Origin of the sequence: Nocardioides bizhenqiangii, assembly GCF_034661235.1 — a bacterium.
In the GTDB taxonomy this organism is placed as follows: domain Bacteria; phylum Actinomycetota; class Actinomycetes; order Propionibacteriales; family Nocardioidaceae; genus Nocardioides; species Nocardioides bizhenqiangii.
On the sequence record NZ_CP141059.1, the window covers coordinates 3,889,643 to 3,907,575 of the forward strand.

At 72.4% G+C, this 17,933-nt stretch carries 18 protein-coding genes and 3 tRNA genes; 12 read left to right on the forward strand and 9 right to left on the reverse strand.

Translation table 11 applies throughout. The annotated features are described in order from the left end of the window. Positions 1-3: 3 nt before the first annotated feature. Positions 4-399, reverse strand: coding sequence for a Fur family transcriptional regulator (locus tag SHK19_RS18935; protein ID WP_322454848.1), 396 nt, complete (start codon positions 397-399; stop codon positions 4-6). A gap of 116 nt (positions 400-515) precedes the next feature. On the opposite strand from SHK19_RS18935, the gene SHK19_RS18940 reads away from it, so the two are divergent. Beyond that, entirely contained in the window at positions 516-1,358 is an 843-nt protein-coding gene (locus SHK19_RS18940) for a hypothetical protein (RefSeq protein ID WP_322454847.1), read from the forward strand. 4 nt (positions 1,359-1,362) lie between these two features. Here the strand turns inward: SHK19_RS18940 and SHK19_RS18945 are convergent, their stop codons facing one another. Further along, positions 1,363-1,893, reverse strand: coding sequence for a GNAT family N-acetyltransferase (locus tag SHK19_RS18945; protein WP_322937154.1), 531 nt, complete (start codon positions 1,891-1,893; stop codon positions 1,363-1,365). An 84-nt stretch (positions 1,894-1,977) separates the two neighbouring features. Between SHK19_RS18945 and SHK19_RS18950 the strand changes: the two genes are divergently transcribed. Continuing rightward, positions 1,978-2,661 carry a PaaI family thioesterase gene (locus SHK19_RS18950; RefSeq protein WP_322937155.1) on the forward strand — a complete coding sequence of 228 codons (684 nt, stop codon included), beginning with the start codon at positions 1,978-1,980 and terminating at the stop codon, positions 2,659-2,661. 19 nt (positions 2,662-2,680) lie between these two features. Here SHK19_RS18950 and SHK19_RS18955 read toward each other — a convergent pair whose 3' ends face one another. After that, the gene (locus SHK19_RS18955; protein ID WP_322937156.1) at positions 2,681-4,186 is read right to left on the reverse strand and encodes an NAD(P)/FAD-dependent oxidoreductase; all 1,506 of its coding nucleotides are present in this window, start codon (positions 4,184-4,186) and stop codon (positions 2,681-2,683) included. Between the two features lie 296 nt (positions 4,187-4,482). On the opposite strand from SHK19_RS18955, the gene SHK19_RS18960 reads away from it, so the two are divergent. The 3 genes from SHK19_RS18960 to SHK19_RS18970 are packed head-to-tail and all read left to right on the forward strand — an operon-like array spanning position 4,483 to position 6,179. Beyond that, complete coding sequence (locus SHK19_RS18960) at positions 4,483-5,457, forward strand: ATP-binding protein (protein WP_322454843.1); 975 nt, start codon at positions 4,483-4,485, stop codon at positions 5,455-5,457. A gap of 3 nt (positions 5,458-5,460) precedes the next feature. After that, positions 5,461-5,853: a fluoride efflux transporter FluC gene (locus SHK19_RS18965; RefSeq protein ID WP_322454842.1), complete on the forward strand. Its 393-nt coding sequence runs from the start codon at positions 5,461-5,463 to the stop codon at positions 5,851-5,853. Then, a complete protein-coding gene (locus SHK19_RS18970) occupies positions 5,850-6,179 on the forward strand; it encodes a fluoride efflux transporter FluC (protein WP_322454841.1) in 330 nt (109 codons plus the stop codon). The genes SHK19_RS18965 and SHK19_RS18970 overlap by 4 nt, the downstream gene beginning before the upstream one ends. A gap of 23 nt (positions 6,180-6,202) precedes the next feature. Here SHK19_RS18970 and SHK19_RS18975 read toward each other — a convergent pair whose 3' ends face one another. Further along, positions 6,203-6,559, reverse strand: a complete 357-nt coding sequence (locus SHK19_RS18975) for a metallopeptidase family protein (protein WP_322454840.1) — start codon at positions 6,557-6,559, stop codon at positions 6,203-6,205. A 61-nt stretch (positions 6,560-6,620) separates the two neighbouring features. Then, positions 6,621-6,694: transfer RNA gene (locus SHK19_RS18980), tRNA-Asp, on the reverse strand. 353 nt (positions 6,695-7,047) lie between these two features. Between SHK19_RS18980 and SHK19_RS18985 the strand changes: the two genes are divergently transcribed. From SHK19_RS18985 to SHK19_RS18995, 3 genes are all read left to right on the forward strand, one after another. Beyond that, complete coding sequence (locus SHK19_RS18985) at positions 7,048-9,789, forward strand: ATP-binding protein (RefSeq protein WP_322937157.1); 2,742 nt, start codon at positions 7,048-7,050, stop codon at positions 9,787-9,789. An 84-nt stretch (positions 9,790-9,873) separates the two neighbouring features. Further along, the gene (locus tag SHK19_RS18990) at positions 9,874-11,448 is read left to right on the forward strand and encodes an FAD-dependent oxidoreductase (protein ID WP_322937158.1); all 1,575 of its coding nucleotides are present in this window, start codon (positions 9,874-9,876) and stop codon (positions 11,446-11,448) included. A gap of 27 nt (positions 11,449-11,475) precedes the next feature. Next, on the forward strand, positions 11,476-12,036 hold the full coding sequence (locus SHK19_RS18995; protein WP_322454837.1) for a cysteine dioxygenase family protein: 561 nt from the start codon (positions 11,476-11,478) through the stop codon (positions 12,034-12,036). A gap of 184 nt (positions 12,037-12,220) precedes the next feature. Here the strand turns inward: SHK19_RS18995 and SHK19_RS19000 are convergent. Further along, positions 12,221-12,293, reverse strand: a tRNA-Glu gene (locus SHK19_RS19000). Positions 12,294-12,415: 122 nt separating this feature from the next. Between SHK19_RS19000 and SHK19_RS19005 the strand changes: the two genes are divergently transcribed. Then, positions 12,416-12,489: transfer RNA gene (locus SHK19_RS19005), tRNA-Phe, on the forward strand. An 82-nt stretch (positions 12,490-12,571) separates the two neighbouring features. Continuing rightward, positions 12,572-12,994 (forward strand): hypothetical protein, encoded by a 423-nt coding sequence (locus tag SHK19_RS19010; protein WP_322937159.1) that lies wholly within the window; start codon positions 12,572-12,574, stop codon positions 12,992-12,994. Positions 12,995-13,035: 41 nt separating this feature from the next. Here the strand turns inward: SHK19_RS19010 and SHK19_RS19015 are convergent, their stop codons facing one another. Both SHK19_RS19015 and SHK19_RS19020 read right to left on the reverse strand, forming a co-directional pair. Beyond that, positions 13,036-14,652 carry an FMN-binding glutamate synthase family protein gene (locus SHK19_RS19015; protein ID WP_322454835.1) on the reverse strand — a complete coding sequence of 539 codons (1,617 nt, stop codon included), beginning with the start codon at positions 14,650-14,652 and terminating at the stop codon, positions 13,036-13,038. Positions 14,653-14,713: 61 nt separating this feature from the next. Next, entirely contained in the window at positions 14,714-15,466 is a 753-nt protein-coding gene (locus SHK19_RS19020) for a GTPase domain-containing protein (protein WP_322454834.1), read from the reverse strand. A gap of 135 nt (positions 15,467-15,601) precedes the next feature. Here SHK19_RS19020 and SHK19_RS19025 point away from each other — a divergent pair, with 135 nt between their 5' ends. Beyond that, positions 15,602-15,790, forward strand: a complete 189-nt coding sequence (locus SHK19_RS19025; RefSeq protein WP_322454833.1) for a hypothetical protein — start codon at positions 15,602-15,604, stop codon at positions 15,788-15,790. A 40-nt stretch (positions 15,791-15,830) separates the two neighbouring features. Further along, positions 15,831-16,631, forward strand: a complete 801-nt coding sequence (locus SHK19_RS19030; protein ID WP_322937160.1) for a calcium-binding protein — start codon at positions 15,831-15,833, stop codon at positions 16,629-16,631. 3 nt (positions 16,632-16,634) lie between these two features. Here SHK19_RS19030 and SHK19_RS19035 read toward each other — a convergent pair whose 3' ends face one another. Then, the gene (locus SHK19_RS19035) at positions 16,635-17,933 is read right to left on the reverse strand and encodes a DUF1501 domain-containing protein (RefSeq protein ID WP_322937161.1); all 1,299 of its coding nucleotides are present in this window, start codon (positions 17,931-17,933) and stop codon (positions 16,635-16,637) included.

The window sequence follows — 17,933 nt, forward strand, 5'->3', positions numbered from 1 at the left end:
GCTTCAGGCGCGGCACGCGGCGCAGATGCCGAACAGCTCGAGGCTGTGGCTGACCTCGGCGAAGTCGTGCTCGCGGGCGACCGCGTCGGCCCACTTCTCGACCGCGGGGCCCGTCACCTCGACGGTGCGCCCGCACGACCGGCAGACCAGGTGATGGTGGTGGTGGGTGCTGCAGCGGCGGTAGACGGACTCCCCGCCCGCCCCCTGCAGCACGTCGACCTCACCGGCCTCTGCCATCGCCTGGAGAGTGCGGTAGACCGTGGCCAGGCCGACCTTGTCGCCCGCGTGCCGCAGCGTGTCGTGGATGTCCTGCGCGCTCTGGAAGTCGTCCGCGTCCGTCAGCGCATCGGTGATCGCGCGCCGCTGACGCGTCGGCCTCAGCGCCGATGTCTCGGGCATCCGCCGCTCCTTCCCAAATGAGACTCACTCTCAATCTACCGCCGAGCCGGTCGGAACCGGTCACCTGGCCCCGCGAACAGGCGTAGATTTCGAGCTGGAGGAAGGGAGGCCTCGTCATGGGGGGACTTGACGAGATGGATTTCGGCGCGGACACCGACGCGATCCGCCGGTGGCTGGCCAAGCGGGCGACGTACGCCGACGACGTCGCCGAATCGGCGCACGGCGGCAAGCACCGCGTCGACCTGCCCGGCACGGTCGACCCACAGCGCATGAGCGTGCCCAACAACCGCGACGCGGGGCAGCACGTGCTCGACGCGCTGGTGACTCCCGAACCTCCGGTCGCGAAACGGTGGCCGCCTTCCTACCAGCCCGCCACCGCGCCGGACGACGCGAGCGCGACCGCCGCCAGCACCGACCCCGCGGCCAAGGGCCACCCGACACCGCCGCCGCGGACCGGGACGACGCCGGGCCACGGGTCGCCGTACGCCTCGACGCCGGAGCACGAGGAGGCGGTGACGGCGAGCCGCTCGACCAACGCGGTCTTCAAGCCGCTGGTCGCCGCGCGGCACGCGACCACGGTGACGTTCCTCGCGATCGTCGCGCTCACCGTGGGTGCCGCCTACCGGGCCTACCAGGAGCCCACGGTCGTCAACCAGGGCCTGGCCGTGCTCCTGGTGCTGCTCGCGCTCGTCGTCTGGGGCGTGTGGGCGAGCACCAGCGTCACCGAGCTGGCGGTGATCCGCGGCCAGCTCGAGATCATCCGCAACGGCAAGTTCGAGGTGATCGACCTGGCCAGCATCTACACACCGGTCGCGGTCGAGGGGAAGCCCGGCCACCGCGGGTGGCGAGTCCTCATCGAGCGGCACGACCAGCCGCTCCTGGTGATCGACGGGAGCATGGTCGACCCGCGCGCGTTCACCGCGGTCCTCTTCCGGGTGCGTCCGGACCTCAAGGCCTGAGCGGTTACGCCGGTGCCGCGATCCAGTAGCGGCGCTTGCCGTTGCGGACGTCCTCGAACACGCCGCCGCCGGCCTCGATCGTGCGTGCCGACGGCAGGTTGTCGGTGTCGCAGGTGACGAGCACCCGCTCGATGCCGAGCTCGCCCGCACGTCGTACGCCAAGTGCGAGCGCACGCGTCGCGTGTCCCAGCCGCCGTCGCTCCGGCCGGATCGAGTAGCCGATGTGGCCGCCCTCCTCCAGCAGCCAGGCGTTGAGGTCGTGCCGGAGGTTGAGGAAGCCGATCACCTCGTCGTCCGGGTCGCCGTCACCCGCCGTGATCCAGTAGTACGTCGACGCGACCCGCCCGGCCGCGGGGTCGGCCACGGACCGCTCGACGAGGACGTCGACGAGCTCCTTGCAGCACGCCTCGGTGGGTCCCAGCGGGTGGTCGAGGTTCCAAGCGCCCGAGCCGTGCATCACCTCGTCGCCGAAGTCCGTCACGGTCGCGGCCCAGCTCGGGAACCACCGGAGGTCGGGCGCGACGAGTGCGGTCATGAGGCGATTCCATCAAGGCGTGACGCTGGTCGCATCGGGTTTTCGGCGCGCCGCCTCGACAAGAACGTGTTCTAGTGTGCCTCCATGAGTCGGTTCGAGGTCGAGCACGCCACTGAGGAGGAGATCGCCCGCGAAGCGGCGCTGTTCGGACCGCTCACCGACGCGGTCCGGGCCCTGGTGGACGCGACGATCCGGACCGAGGTCGAGGACGAGGAGGTCCGCGCCGCCCAGGCGGAGGTCGAGGCCATCGTCGAGCGACTCCGGAAGAAGCAGATGGACGGGGCCTACGGCGTCCGGTTCCGTCCCGACGGCAAACGGGGACGCAACTGGGGCAACGCGGTGATGGGCCTGCGCAACGCCATCGCTCCGCCTCTCGACATCCGCAGCGACGGCTCCGGCAGCGCCTGGAGCGACTTCCACCTCGGCGCGGCCTACGAGGGGCCGCCCGGGTTGGTCCACGGCGGCGTCATCTCGCTGATGCTCGACCAGGTGCTCGGGCACGCGGTGAGCACCAGCGGCCGGCCGGGCATGACCGGCACGCTGACCATCGTCTACCGCCGGGGCACGCCGCTCGGCGACCTGCGCTGCGAGGCCTGGGTCGACCACCGGGAGGGGATCAAGACCTGGGGCAAGGGCCGGATCCTCGACGCCGACGGCGAGGTGACCGCCGAGGCCGAAGGCGTGTTCATCCTGCCCAAGTGGGCGCGGAAGCTCGACCGCTTCCGCGCCGCCGCCGAGGCTACGGAGTCCGGTATCGAGCTCGAGTAGGCCGCAGGCGCCCGGGCGGCTAGACCGAAGTGCCCACCGTCGTCGGCTTGACGCCGCGGGCCTGCTCGTCGGTCAGCCGGACCTCTTCGAGAGCCTGGCGCTCCAGCTCCTCGCGACGCTGGCGCTCGGCCTCGGCGTCGTACTCCCCCGGCTGGGACACCAGGTCGGCGGCGCCGCCCTGGAGGCGCTGGAGAGCAACCCGCGCGAAGATCTGCTGCTCGGTCGACGTCCGCTCGGAGCGGCCGCGGCCGAGGAATGAGACCAGCCAGTGCAGCACGGCGGTGATCCGGTTCTTGAAGCCGGTGATGTAGACGAGGTGGACCCCTAGCCACATCAGCCAGGCGAGAAAGCCGGTCAGCCGGAGCTTGCCGACCACCGCGACGGCGCGGAACCGGCTGATGATGGCCATCGAACCCTTGTCGAAATACTTGAACGGCTTCTGCGGGGCCTTGCCCTTGAGTCGGCCGTCGATCTCCTTGGCGGCGTACTTCGCGCCCTGGATCGCGACCTGGGCGACGCCCGGCAGGTTGTCGAGGGCAATCATGTCGCCGACGACGAACACCTCCGGATAGCCGGGGAGCGTGAGGTCGGGGTTGACCGCGATCCGGCCGGATCGGTCGAGCGGCGCGCCGGTCTGCTCCGAGAGCGTCTTGCCGAGCGGGCTGGCCTGGACGCCGGCGGCCCACACCTTGGTGACGGCGCTGATCCGCTCCTCGGTGCCGTCCTTGTACCGCACCACGAGCCCCCGCTCGTCGACCTCCGAGACGAGGGCGCCGAGCATGACCTCGACGCCGAGGTCCTCGAGCTTCTTCTTCGTCCAGGTGCCGAGCCGCGCGCCAAACGGCGGCAGCACCTGCGGCGCCGCGTCGACCAGGATCACCCGGGCGTGGTGGCTGCTGATCGCACGGAAGTCACGGGTGAGGGTGCGGTGGGCGAGCTCGGCGATCTGGCCGGCCATCTCGACGCCGGTCGGGCCGGCGCCGACGACCACGAAGGTCAGCAGGTGGTCGACGTTCTCGCCGCGGGCGGCGCCGAGCTCGGCCATCTCGAACGCGCCGAAGATGCGGCCCCGCAGCTCGAGGGCGTCGTCGATGCTCTTCATGCCGGGCGCGAACTCGGCGAAGTGGTCGTTGCCGAAGTAGGACTGACCGGCACCGGCCGCGACGATCAGCGAGTCGTACGGCGTCGTCAGCTCGCGGCCCAGGACCTGAGAGGTGACCGTCCTGGCCGCGAGGTCGATGTCGACGACCTCGCCGAGCAGGACCTGCGCGTTCTTCTGCCGCCTCAGCACCTCGCGCGCCGGCGGGGCGATCTCGCCCTCGGAGAGGATGCCGGTCGCCACCTGGTAGAGGAGCGGCTGGAACAGGTGGTGGGTCGTCTTGGCGATCATGGTCACGTCGACGTCGGCACGCTTCAGGGCCTGCGTGCCGAACAGGCCTCCGAACCCGGACCCGATGACGACGACCTGGTGCCGGGACGAGCGCGGGACGAGCGCGCGTTCGGGAGTCGGGGTCTCTTCGGTCATCGTGAGCCTCCTGGGTGAACGGCGTCGTCGTACCTGTTCCTATCCTCCCGCCTTCGCCGGTCGGGCCCCAAAAGGTCGACCCCGGTGACCGCTGTCTGGTCGGTCACAAGACAGCGGGCACGACGACACGTCCGGTTCCGCCAGTCGGATGAGACCCCATTCCGACGAGGATCGCGCGAGAATCCGCACTAGGTGAATGTTTGACCGCTGGGTGAGCGGGTAGATGCCCCTGGATTCCTGGGAACATCCACCCGCTACCCCATCGAGCACGGGACCATCATCGGAAGGGGTTCATGGTGCCGCACCGGCAGGTCCTCACCCTGACCTCTGGTTCTCGGAGCGTGCAGGAAGCGCGCCGGTGGGCGGTCCGTACCTGCCAGGCGATCGAGCGCAGCGACCTCGTCGAGTGCGCCGAGCTCGGAGTCTCCGAGCTCGTGACCAACGCGCTCCTCCACGGCGAGCCGCCCATCCGGCTCCAGCTGCGCGGCACCACGGAGCACCCACGGATCGAGGTCTCCGACGCCTCCGTGGTCGCACCCCAGCCGGGATCACGAGGCGGCGGCATCGACCTCGACGCCTTCGACCTCGACGCCTTCGACTCCGGCGCCCCCAACGACATCGACATCACCTCCCTGGGCGGCTTCGGCCGAGGCCTCGACATCGTCTCCCGGGCCAGCGTCGCCTGGGGGGCGGTCATCGAGGAGGACGGCAAGACGGTGTGGTTCGAGCCGGCCGCCGAGTTCTCCGACGCAGCGGGCGCCGAGTTCCAGCTGATGGCACCGCCCGACACCGGCGAGCCCCGCACCCGGATGGGTGAGGTTGCGATCCAGGTCAAGAGCGTGCCGGTGCACGCCTTCTCGCGGTTCCAGCGTCACTACCGCGACCTGCGGCGCGAGATCCGGCTGCTCGCGCTCGCCCACGAGGACGACTACCCGTTGGCCAAGGTGCTCTCCGAGCACTTCAACGCGCTCGAGCGCCCGCTGCGGACCAACATGGGTCGCGAGCAGGTCGACGACGCTCTCGAGGCGGGTCGCGAGTCGATCGACCTGCGGCTGCGGATGCCGCCCCACGACGCGCGCCAGATCGGCGAGCTGATCGACCTCCTCGACGCCGCCGACGACTTCAGCCGCGCCGAGCGGCTGCTGACCGCCCCGCGCTCGCCCGAGCAGCGCGCGTTCCAGATCTGGTTCCTCAGCGAGTTCCGCCGCCAGGCCGCCGGCGCCGCGCCGCAGGCGTGGTCGGGCAGCCCCACGCCGAGTCCCAGCACGTAAGTCGTGGCCTCGTCGTCACGGGTGCTGCTCGCGGTCGCGGTCGGCGGGGCCGCCGGCGCCGTGCTCCGCTTCCTGCTCGGGGAGGTCGCACCCGACGGAGCCGGCTTCCCGTGGACGACGTTCGCGATCAACGTCGTCGGCTGCGCCCTGCTCGCCGGACTCGAGCTGCTCCCGCTCGCCCGGCGGTCGGAGACCTGGGCCGCGGGGATCGGGCCCGGCCTGCTCGGCGGGTTCACGACGTTCTCCGCGACCAGCGAGCAGGGACGCTCGTTGCTCGCCGCCGGCGACACGCTGCTCGCCGGCGGCTACCTCCTCGGCACCCTGGCCGCCTGTCTGGTCGCCGTCGGCGTGGTCGGGCGGATCGCACCCCCGCTGCCGCGCGAGGACGAGATGTGAGCGACGCACTCTGGGTCGCGCTGGGCGCGTCCGTCGGCGCTCCGCTGCGCTTCTGGCTCGGCCGCAGGCTCGACGGCGCCCTGCCGTGGGGCACGCTCGCCGTCAACGTCGCCGCCTCGCTGGTGTTGGGGCTGTGCGTCGGCTGGTCGGTCGACGGCGCTGCCCTGGCCCTGGTCGGCGCCGGCTTCTGCGGCGGCATGTCGACGTACTCCTCGTTCGCCGTGCAGACCCGGGACCTCGGCCGCGGCCGCGGTACGACGTACGCCGTGCTCACGCTCGGTCTCGGCCTCGGCGCGGCTGCTCTCGGGTACTGGCTCGCGGGATAGTCGCCCAAAGCACCCCTCGGCGCTCAGGCGTAGCCCAGCTCGTGGAGCCGGTCGTCGTCGATCCCGAAGTGGTGGGCGACCTCGTGCACCACGGTGATCCGGATCTCGTCGACCAGGTCGGCCTCGTCGTCGCACATGTCGAGCAACGGACCGCGGAACAGGAAGATCCGGTCGGGCAGCTCGGGCAGCCAGGAGCTGTCGCGCTCGGTGAGCGCCACCCCGTCGTACAGGCCGAGCAGGTCGCCGGGCTCGTCGTCCGGAGGCTCCTCCTCGACGAGGACGACCACATTGCGGACCAGCGTCGCGATCTCGTCGGGGATGGCGTCGAGCGCTTCGCTGACGAGGGCGTCGAAGCGTTCGGGATCCATCGCGACCGGCACGACGACCATTGTGCCGCCCGGAAAAAGCCAGAAGCCCGGATCGACGATCCGGGCTTGCCAGCGACCCCGACGGGACTCGAACCCGCGGCCTCCGCCGTGACAGGGCGGCGCGCTAACCAACTGCGCTACGGGGCCTTGTGAAGCGGTGGAACTCTAACCCATCGTGCCCGGGCCGACCCAATCGAGGGCCTTCGCCGGACCACCACCGCGGTACCGCACACCTTTACGAATTGCGTTCGAAGCTTGATCATTCTTGAGCACCCGGCACGACCTGCGGAAACACCTGAATCAGGGGTCGCCACGAGCGTTCGCTGACAAGGATTCTTAGCCCTGAGCAGGTGGCGGAGGTCGTCAGGCAGACGAAGCTGGCGCCTCAGTCAAGCAACCCCCCGCCCGCGGCGGGGAAGCGCCGGGTGCGGAGACCACGGCTCCAACCTATGGCGTGGTCCCAGCGCACCCGCGGCTCTATTCTCGCTGAGGAGGGGGTGGTGCGCGTGGCTGGAGCCCTGATCGGGCGCGCACGCGAGCTTGCCACCCTTACCGAGGCGCTGGCGGCGGCTGGCCGGGCCAAGGGTCGCGTGGTGCTGGTTCGCGGTGAGGCCGGCATCGGCAAGACCCGGCTGGTCGAGGAGCTGGGTGAGCGGGCGCCGAGCCACGTCGTGCTGACCGGCCGCGCGGTACCGGGCGGCGGGGCCTACCGCCCGGTCGCCGAGGCGCTGGTCGGGCTGCTCCGCAGCGGGACCGCCGTGGCGCCTGAGGCGCTCGGCCCCTACCGGGTGCCGCTGGGACGGCTGTTGCCCGACTGGAGCGAGCCGGGTGACCGGCTCGGTGGGCAGGACGCGGACCCGGCCCTGGTCCTCGGTGAGGCGGTGGCGCGGTTCCTGGCCGAGGTCGGCCGGGAACGCCCCTGCCTGGTCGTGCTCGAGGATCTCCAGTGGGCGGACGCGGACACCGTCGCGGTCATCGTCCACCTGGCCGCCGCGGTGCGCGGGCTCCCGGTCCTCGTTGTCGTCACGGCTCGCGACGACGAGCCGGGCGCGTACATCACGAGCATGCTTGCGAAGGCACCGGACGTGCTGCACCTCGTCCTGGGCCGGCTCCCGGACGAGGCGGTGGCCGAGCTGGCGGCCGAGCTCGGCGTCTCCATCGACCCGGCCACGCTCGGCCGCGTCACCGACCAGGTTGACGGGCTACCGCTGCTCATCGAGGAGCTGTTGGCCGACCCGAATGCGGTCGCCGGACCCGTGCCGCCGACGTTCGCGGCGCTCGTCGGCTCCCGGCTCGGGGGCCTACCGGAGTCGCAGCGACGGGTGGTGACGGCGGCGGCGGTGCTGGGGCTGGCCCCGGACTGGTCCCTGCTGGGCCGCGTCATCGGCGTCGCGGAGGACGATGTGCTCGCGGCCCTGCGTGCCGCCGACGAGGCCCATCTCCTGGATGCCCGCGATGCCGCGTTGCGCTGGCGGCATGCGCTCACTCGAGACGCAGTCCTCGCCTCGTTGCTGCCGCCGGAGCGCGCGGTCGTGGCCCGACGGGCCGCGCAGGCGCTGCGGGACCGCGGACGGCCGGACGACGACGTGGCCGCCGCCGGGATCCTCGCCGACGCGGGAGCTGGTCTCGAGGCCGCGGAGCTGCTGCTGGACGTCGCCCGCAAGGACATCTCCCGGGGGGCGCTCCACACCGCCGCCGACCTGCTGGACCGGGCCGAGGCGGCCGGGGCGGCACCGGCTGCGGTCGCCGCCGAGCGGGTGGTTCAGCTCTGCGCCACCGGCCGCGCGGCGGAGGCACTCGGCGTGGGGACTCTGGTCCTGGACAGGGCAACTGGCGAGCGGCATGCCGAGCTGGCCCTGCGGCTGGCACGGGCCGCGGTGCTCGCCGGCCGGTGGGACGACACGACTGCATACGTCGAGCGCGCGGGCCGGCCCGACGACCCCCGCTCCCCTGCCCTGCTCGCTGACGCAGCGCACGGCGCCGGGCAGGTCGAGGACGCCGCGGCGTACGCCGCAGCTGCCGTGGCTCTCGCCGACCGGAGCGGCACGCCTGCCGACCGGTGCCAGGCCCTGGTGGTCCAGGCGCGGGTGGCCAGGCTCCACAACGTGGCCGCCTCCGCCGAGGGCTTCCGCACGGCGGCGCAGCTCGCGGCCGAGCATGGCCTCGCGGCGTTACGGGTGGATGCGCTGCTCGGGCTCGGCAGCCTCGAGGCGCTGGAGAGCGAGACGACCACGACCCTCGAGGTGGCCCGCGCGGTCGCGGCCGACGTGGGTCTGCTCGGCCAGGTCACCGGGCTGGACATGATGCTCGGGGAGCACCGGCTGCTGGTCGACGGCCCGCAGGCCGTGCGTGAGCTGGCGGAGGATCTCGTCGAGCGAGGCTCAGCACTGCGGCTGCCGGCGGCCGAGGTCGCCGGCCGGTACGTCCTCGCCCTGGCACCCGCCGTGGCCGGCCGGCGAGACGATCTAGAACACCACCTCAACGGCTGGGCGACCGCGACCGCCGGACCCGAGGCCCCGTTCCTCTCCGCCTCTGCACGTGCCTTCGCCGCCCTCGCCGTCCACGACCTGGGCGAAGCCTGCGCGATCCTCGACCAGGCCATCACCCCATTGGCACGGCACCGCTCGGCCGCCCCCTTGCACCAGTTCGGGCTCTGGGCCCTGCTGCGCACCGTCGTCGACGACCGGGGGGCCGAGGCGCGGGAGACCCTGCGCCGGCTGCCGGCGGGGGTCCGCCGGGCAAACCGCGCAGCCCTGGCCTACGCCGGGGGCGTCGCGGCCGGCCGGGCGGGGCAGGTCCAGGCGGCGGCAGCGCTGGTCGCCGACGCCGAGGAGGCGCTGACGCCGCTGCCCTGGCTGCGCCGAACGCTGCGCCTCGTCGCCCTCGAGAGCGCGGTCACCGAGGGCTGGGGTGACCCGGTGCCGCTGCTGCGTGCCGGCCTGGCCGAGCACGAGGCGCACGCCGAGGAGCCGGCCGCCCGCACGGCTCGCGACCTGCTGCGCCGTGCCGGCGCGCCTACTCGGCGCGGCCGCGGCGCTTCCGCCGTACCCCCGCGACTGGCCGCCCTCGGCGTGACCCGCCGCGAGCTCGATGTGCTCAGCCTCGTGGCCGAGGGCGCGACCAACGCGCGGATCGCCGAGCGGCTCTTCCTCTCCAAGCGCACCGTGGAGACCCATGTCTCCAACCTGCTGCTCAAGACCGGCACCGACCGCCGGGACGAGCTCGCGAGGTTCTCCGAGTAGTCCATCGGTGGTCCAGGTAGCGCATCGCTAACTCCGTGCGGCACACGGATCCGGTGCGGGCCGCTGGCGGCGAGCCTTGTCGGTATGACCACTCAGACCGAATCCATCTCGTACGACGTCCTCGTCATCGGCGCCGGCCCGTCCGGCCTGGCCACCGCCATCGCAGCGACCCGCGCGGGCGCGCGGGTGCTGGTCCTCGAGCGGCACCAGGGCACGTCGACGTTCCCGAAGGCGACCGGCGTCCGCCCTCGCACCATGGAGATCCTGCGCTCGTGGGGGCTCGAGCAGGAGGTGCAAGCCGGAGGCGCCGACCTTCGGCTGGCAGCCGCGCTGTCCGCGACGCTCGCAGACCGGCAACAGCAGGACTTCTCCCTCGGCATCCCGCAGCCGGAGACGCTGGCCGCGCTGAGCCCCAGCGTCACCGCGATCAGCCCGCAGGACCACCTCGAGCCGGTGCTCCTGGCGCACCTGCGGTCGCTCGGCGGTGCCGTGCGGTTCCACACCGAGCTGGTCGAGCTCGACCAGCACGACGGAGGGGTGTCGGTCCGGGTCCGGGCCGTCGATGACGGCGCCGAGGAGCGGATCGAGGCCCGTTATGTGGTCGGTGCCGACGGTGGCGGTAGCACGGTGCGCCGCGCGACCGGCATCAACGAGCACCAGCTCGGCTCCGAGGGTGAGCACCTCGCGGTGCTGTTCCACGGTGCGGTCGAGGAGCGGATCCGCGGTCACCGCTACGGCCTGCACATCGTCACCACGCCCGAGTCGGGAGTGTTCGTGCCCTCGGGCACACCCGGCCGGTGGGTCTACGACCGCGAGTGGTCGGCGGACCGCGACGCGCAAGGTGTCCCTACCGTCGAGGACCACCAGGCCGCGATCCGGATGGCCGCCGGTATGCCCGATCTCGACCCTGAGATCGTGGGCGTGTTCCGCTGGACCTTCGGGGCCGCCGTCGCCGAGCGGATGCAGAACGGGCGGGTCTTCCTCGTCGGCGACGCCGCCCACCGGACGACGCCACGCGGAGCGACCGGGATGAACACCGGCATCGCTGACGGGCACAACCTCGGCTGGAAGCTCGGGTGGGTGGTTCGAGGCTGGGCCGACGAAGCGTTGCTCGACAGCTACGGTCCCGAGCGGCACCCGGTCGGGCTGCGCAACGCCCTGAGCTCGTTGGAGGCATCCGACGGCGGCAAGCCCGAGGACCTGGCCCACGACTTCGGCGTGGTCTACCCCGTGCCCAGCGGCGATGCTCCAGCAGCCCAGGAGTACGCGCTCCCGGGCGCCGTGACGGGGGCGCGGGCGCCGCACGCCTGGGTGGAGCGCGACGGGCGACGAGTCTCCCTGCTCGACCTGTACGGCAACCGGCTGGTGCTGGTCACCGGGCGGGGCGGCGACGCCTGGCGACGGGCCGCAGACGAGCTCGCCGGCCACGGCTTCCCGGTCGCGGCAGCTCAGCTGGGCCACGACCTCGCCGACCCGAGGGGAACGGCGGCGGGCGCCTACGACCTGGGCGACGGCTCCGCCGTCCTGGTGCGGCCGGACGGCCACATCGCCTGGCGCGCCGACGCCCTGCCCACCCTCCCCCTGACCGACCTGGCCGCCGCGGTCCACGCGGCGCTCGGCTGGGTGCCCTCGAACGCGCCGCTCGGCGCGTCCCGCTGAACCTCACCACCGGAAGGAACCACTCCCATGACCATCACCGTCACTCGCGCAACCCGAGGGCTCACCGCACTCGTGTCCGACCTCGACCGCGCGGTCCGTGAGGCGGCGCCGGGGCGGGACACGGTGGACGCGGTGTCCGCCACGCTCGAGCCGGCCCTCTGCGACGAGACCCTGCTCCGCCCCGACCAGCGCGTGGGCGACCCCGGGGCGTACCGGCAGCATCTGTTACACGTCGCCGAGGACGGCGCCTTCTCGCTCGTCGCCTTGGTCTGGCTGCCCGGCCAGGCCACACCGATCCACGACCACCTCTCATGGTGCGTGGTCGGCGTGCACGAGGGCGCGGAGTACGAGACCCGCTACGCCCGGACCAACGAGGGTCTCCTGGTCGAGACGGTCTCGGGCGTCGCCTACGGCGGGGACGTGGACGGACTGTTGCCGCCGGGCGACATCCACCGGGTGACCAACGCGGGCACGGACCTGGCCATCTCACTGCACGTCTACGGCGCGGACCTGAGCCGGGTCGGCTCCAGCATTCGCCGCCGCTACGACGACGGCCTGGTGGCGCGACCCGCCGGCATTGGGCGGTGATCACATCGGCCGGCCGCGATGACGCCTCCGGCCGTTTGATGTCCGGCGGCGAGCGATCGAGCCCGTTCGGACGACGTGCTCGCCACCAACCCACCGTGACCGTCGTCGACCTCGCTCCCTGAGGCCGTTTGGCCCGCGAGGCGCCCACAAGGCGAGGCGATACCCAGTCTCTGCGCGACCGATGCACCCCCGACCGGATTCGAACCGGCGCTACCGCCGTGAAAGGGCGGGGTCCTGGGCCGCTAGACGACGGGGGCCCACTGCGCCGGACGAGGCCGGTGCAGCGCGGACAGCATAGTCGCGGGGGTACGGCGGAGACCTAACCGCCGTCGCCGCTTTCGTACGTCGCGCGGCCCTCCGGTATGGTGTGCCACTGCTCGGGCAGGTAGCTCAGTTGGTACGAGCGTCCGCCTGAAAAGTGGAAGGTCGGCGGTTCGACCCCGCCCCTGCCCACCGAGCTCGACGCCCTCGCCGGTCCCCGGCGGGGGTGTCGCAATTCCGCCCTTCGACCGCTCTTCCTCGGCATCATGGACGGGTGCGTTCGCCGTCGAGAAGACAATGCGCAGGAGCCGCGGCCCTGGCGGCCGCGCTGACGTTCGCGGCCGGGTGCTCCGGCGAGCCCGACGAGGACCCCGAGACGGTCGTCCAAGCCGTCGTCGACGCCCGCACCAGCGGCGACTGCGACGACTACGCGGACCACTTCGTCGACGGCGACGTCGTCGGCGGCTGCACCGAGGGCGACGCGGACCCGGTGGTCGGTGACGGTCCCGAGGTCGGCGAGGCAACCGTGGACGGCGACGAGGCAGAGGTCGAGGTCGTCGACCACTACGACTGCTCGACCTGGGACGAGCCCGACGTGGAGAGCGTCGACGTCTACTTCCTCGTCGTCGACGACGGCGAGTGGTTGGTCGACGACATCGACTTCGCCGAGACCACGAGCGACGACTGCTTCACCTGAGCCGCGCCGTCCGCGGTCCGCCGAGTCCGCCGTTCCCGGCCTCAGTCGCCCGTCTCCGGGAGGTCGCCCTCCATCTCGTCGCTCGAGGGCCCCTCCTCGGCCGTCTCGGGCGGCCCCTCGGTGTCGGCCTCCTGCTCGTCGGTCGCCGCCATGATGTCGGCGATCTGCTTGCAGTCGGCCGCGGACGGGAAGCCCCAGGTGGGTTCGTAGCCGTAGATGTGCTCGAGCTCGCGACCGTCGGTGAGCGCGTCGACGACCTCGACCGATCGCGGTCCGATGAGGCTCGGGTGCGGGACCCCACAGGTCTCCGCGACCTTCAGCAGGTCCCGCCGGAGTGTCCGCACGTAGTTGGCCACCCGCGCGCCCTTCGCGACCGGGTCCAGGCCACGGGTCAGCCAGGGGTTCTGGGTGGCGACGCCGGTGGGACAGCCACCGGTGTGGCACCGCTGGGCCTGGATGCAGCCGGCCGCGAGCATCGCCTCACGGCCCACGTTGACCAGGTCGACGCCGAGCGCGAAGGCGACGACCGCGTTGTCGGGGAGCCCGAGCTTGCCGGCGCCGATGAACGTCACGTCCTCGTGCAGACCGCGGCGCGCGAACTCGCCGTACGCCCGGGCGAACCCCAGGCGGAACGGCAGCGACACGGCGTCGGTGAAGATCAACGGCGAGGCACCGGTGCCGCCCTCGCCGCCGTCGATGGTGACGAAGTCGACGCCGCGGTCGTCGCGGGTCATCAGGTCGGTCAGCGTCTGCCAGAAGGCCAGGTCGCCGACCGCGGACTTGATCCCGACCGGCAGCCCGGTCTCCTCGGCGAGCGTCTCGACGAAGTCGAGCATCGAGTCGACGTCCCCGAACGCCGCGTGCCGCGACGGGCTGAGGCAGTCCTGGTCCATCGGCACGCCCCGAGTCTCGGAGATCTCCCGCGAGACCTTCGCCGCCGGCAGCACCCCGCCGAGCCCCGGCTTCGCGCCCTGGCTGAGCTTGATCTCCAGCGCCCGGATCGGTGCGCTGTCGACCAGCTCCTTGAGCCGCGGCAGGCTGAACCGGCCCTTCTCGTCACGGCAGCCGAAGTACGCCGTACCGATCTGGAAGACCAGCTCGCCACCCTGGCGGTGGTACGGCGACACCGCGCCCTCGCCGGTGTTGTGCAGGCAGCCGGCGTCGGCGGCGCCGCGGTTGAGCGCCTCGATCGCCCGCCCGGAGAGCGACCCGAAGCTCATCGCCGAGATGTTGACCACCGATTCCGGGCGGAACCGGTGGCGGCGGCCGCGCGGGCCGCCGAGCACCTTCGCCGAGGGCAGCCGGGCCTCCTGGCCGACGGTGCCGTGGGTCGGGTACTCCTCGCCGAACGTCCGGTGGTGGACGATGACGTTGCCCGCGGAGCGTTCGAAGTCGTTGTCCGTGCCGAACCCGAAGTAGTTGTTCTGCAGCTTCGCGGATGCGTAGACCCAGCGTCGCTGGTCGCGGCTGAACGGGCGCTCCTCGTCGTTCCCGGCGACGATGTACTGCCGCAGCTCCGGACCGACCGCCTCCAACAGGAAGCGGGCGTGTCCGACGACGGGGAAGTTGCGCAGGATCGCGTGGTCCCGCTGGATCAGGTCGCGGGCTGCGACCGCACCGAGAGCTGCCAGCGGAGCGAACACCAAGGACTTCCTCATGTCCCACCGGTACCCAGCCCGCGGCTGCCTACCGCACGACGGCGGGTGAGCGGTGCCGGAGTCAGACGTGGCCGGAGAGCTGGGCCATCCGGGCCTCGAGCGCCGCGAGGTAGCCGTCGCGCTGCTTCGGCGTGACGGGACTGCCCTCGGCGAGGTGGCTGCAGGCGGGCAGGACGTCGACGGAGAGCTTGGCCCCGCCGGCGAGCGCCCGGAGCTCGTCGAGCCGGTCGCCGAACGGCGTGCCGCTCCCGGGAGAGTACGAGCGCACCACCTCTTCGATGTCGTCCGGGTAGAGGTCGACCTTGGTCACGACCACGATCAGCCAGGTCGGGTGGTTGCGGCGTACGGCCATCGAGGCGATCCGGTGGGAGGTGACCGTCCAGTCCTCGAGCTCGCGCTGGACCTGGTCCTCCCGGATCGCCTCGACGCTGCCGGTGGTGCCGGCGGGTCGTCGGCCGGTGGCGAAGCCGTTCGCCACGACGTGCAGCACCCCGTCGACCGGATCGTCGTGGAAGACCTCGTCCAGCGCCCCGAGCCGGGTCGCGGCGTTCTCACCGGGAACCACCCGGAACCGGAACCCCCGCAACCTGCGATCACGACGCACGCGCCGCTCCATCACCGCGGACCCCGACTCCGGCACGCCGCCGGGCCGCGGGCGGCCGCTGAGGTGGTCGATCAGCTCGGTCTTGCCGACGCCGGTCATGCCGGTGACGGCCACCGTCGGGTAGCGGTACTGGAACACGCCGCTCACCCGGTCCCGGCCCCTCCCGATCGCCTCCGGCAGGCTGCGCAGGACGGATCGCCGTGATCGCATGTCGCTCATCCACGCTCCCGGTGTCGGCGGTCGGCTGCTGCGCCCGAAGGTACCCGACGAAACCTCGACCGTGCCCCCGGAGCGGACCGCTCGTTAGCATCAGAGAACCGTGAGGACGACGCGGAGGAGACGACGATGGCCGATTCGGCACTGGTGCTCTACACCGGTCTGTTGATGGCGGTCTCGGTGGGCATGTCGGCGTGGCGTCTCGCTGTCCCGCGGGGGTCGTTCGGGAGCCAGGTCGACGGCCTGCTCGGCGCCTGTCTGGTCGTCTCGGGCGCGCTCTTCGTGAGTGCGCTGCTCCCCGGCGCCCAGCTCCCCTGACGCCTCGACGGGGGCGCCGCGGGTGACGCATAGTGTCTGGATGCGCACGGCAATCCGCTCGGCCCTTGCCCTCGCCGCCGCAGTGGCGCTCACCCTCGTGGGACCCCAGCCCGGCACCTCGGTGGCCACTCCCGCCGGACCCGGCGACCGGGCCGCGGCCGACGTACGGGCGGCCGGCAAGGCGATCGTCCGTCCGGCGACCCTGAGACGGGTCGAGGGTGGCTACTACTTCGGGGCGTGGGGGCAGAACAGCCGCGTCGTCGTGACGTTGGTCGACGGCAAGCTGCGGTTCAGCGATCCACGGACCGCACGGTGGCAGGGGCTGGCCAGGTCGTGCGAGAGGAAGCGGGTGGCCCGCGGCGTCGCTGCCGTCTGCCGGGTCCCCAACGGCGTGACTCCCGCCAACCCGTTGACGATCAACTTCGAGATGCGCTTGGGAGACGACCACGTCGACACCTCGACCCTGCCTGCCCAGTTCCGGACCTCCGCGCTCCTCGACGCCGGCGTCGACGTGGCGCGGACCGGCGCGGGCAAGGACTTCGTCAACGGCGCGTTCGACCGCGACCTGATCATCAGCGGAGCCGGGAACGACTGGGTCCGCTCCGGCGAGTCCGGCGACCGGGTGTTCGGCGGAGACGGCAGGGACCGAGTGGTCGGTGGCGAGCTCGGGGACCGGCTCCGCGGCGGTGACGGCATCGACCTCGTCGAGGGCGGACCCGGCAATGACGAGGTCTACGGCGACGCGGGTGCCGACCGGCTCAAGTGCGGCGACGGCAGCGACGCCGGTGAGGTCGACCCGGCCGACACGCAGCGCCTGTCGTGCGAGCGCTCGCTCGGCTGACAGTCAGGTCATCACCCCGACGTTCTCCGGCGTGAAGCCGGGGAACAGCTGGGCGCGGCTGCCGCTGATGGCCGGGAACCGGTGCGACATGACCTCCCACAGCACGCTGCGGAAGTCCTGCCGCATGGCGAGGTCGCCGTCCTCGAGGTCGGCGTCCGCCAGTCCCGGCCACTGGCCGTGCACCGCACCGCCGTCGACGCCGGCACCCAGCAGCAGCATCGCGTTGCCGTACCCGTGGTCGAGGCCGCCGTCGCCGTTCTCCTCGAGGCGGCGGCCGAACTCGCTGATCGTGACGACCGTGACCCGGGAGGCGGAGGCTCCCAGGTCGGCGAAGAACGCCTTCAGGGCACCGGCGAAGTGCCGGAGGTGGTCGTACATCCAGCCGCCGTCGACCAGGCCCACGCCCTCGTGCATGTCCCAGTCGCCGTAGTCGACGGCGACCACGCGGGTGCCGACGTCGGCGCGGATCAGCGCCGCCGTGTTGGCCAGCACCTCGGCGAGCGGACCCTCGGGATAGGCGTCCACGTGCACGGTGTCGGGGGCGCTGTTGACCAGGGGCGCGAGCGTCGACGTCGCCTCGAGGGCGAGGCGGACGCCGGACCCGAGCACCGACTGGTCGGGTGACCACATGGTGCGCAGCGAGCTGCGCCGCGCGCCGGCCGTCGTACCGACGTCAGCCAGCGAGAGGTCGGCGACCCGGTAGGCGCCGAGGGCAGGGGCCGGCCCGATCATCGCGGTCGGCAGCAGCGTCGATCCCAGCGACACCGCGTCCTGCGGTGCGGCTGCGGGATCGAGCCCGATCAGCCGGTTGATCCAGCCGACACGGGCAGTCGACCCCGGGTCGGCGTCCTCGACCTCCTCCATCGCCTCGAAGTGGCTGCGGTTGGGTATCGGGAGGCCGACGGCGTGCACGGCGCCGAACGAGCCGGCGCTCCACATCGGCATCAGGTCGGCGAGAGCCGGGTGCAGCCCGAAACGCGGGTCGGCACCGAGGAGCGTGCTCTCGGGGACGAAGATCGTGGGGCGGTAGTCGGCGAGGTGGTCGTGGTCGACGCCGCGCGGCACCACCATGGAGAGGCCGTCGGCTCCCCCGCGCAGACTCAACACGACCACGACGTTGCCGCCCGGTTCGCCGCCGTACGCCACCTCCAGGAAGGCGTCGCCGACCATCTGCGCGCCCACCAGAGCGCCGGCGCCGGCGGTCGCGGTGCCCAGCAGTCGGCGCCGGGAGATGCGGGTCCGCGTGAAGTCGGGACAACCACATGGTCTGATGGGGCGCCGCGGGGTGTCGTTGCTGGACAT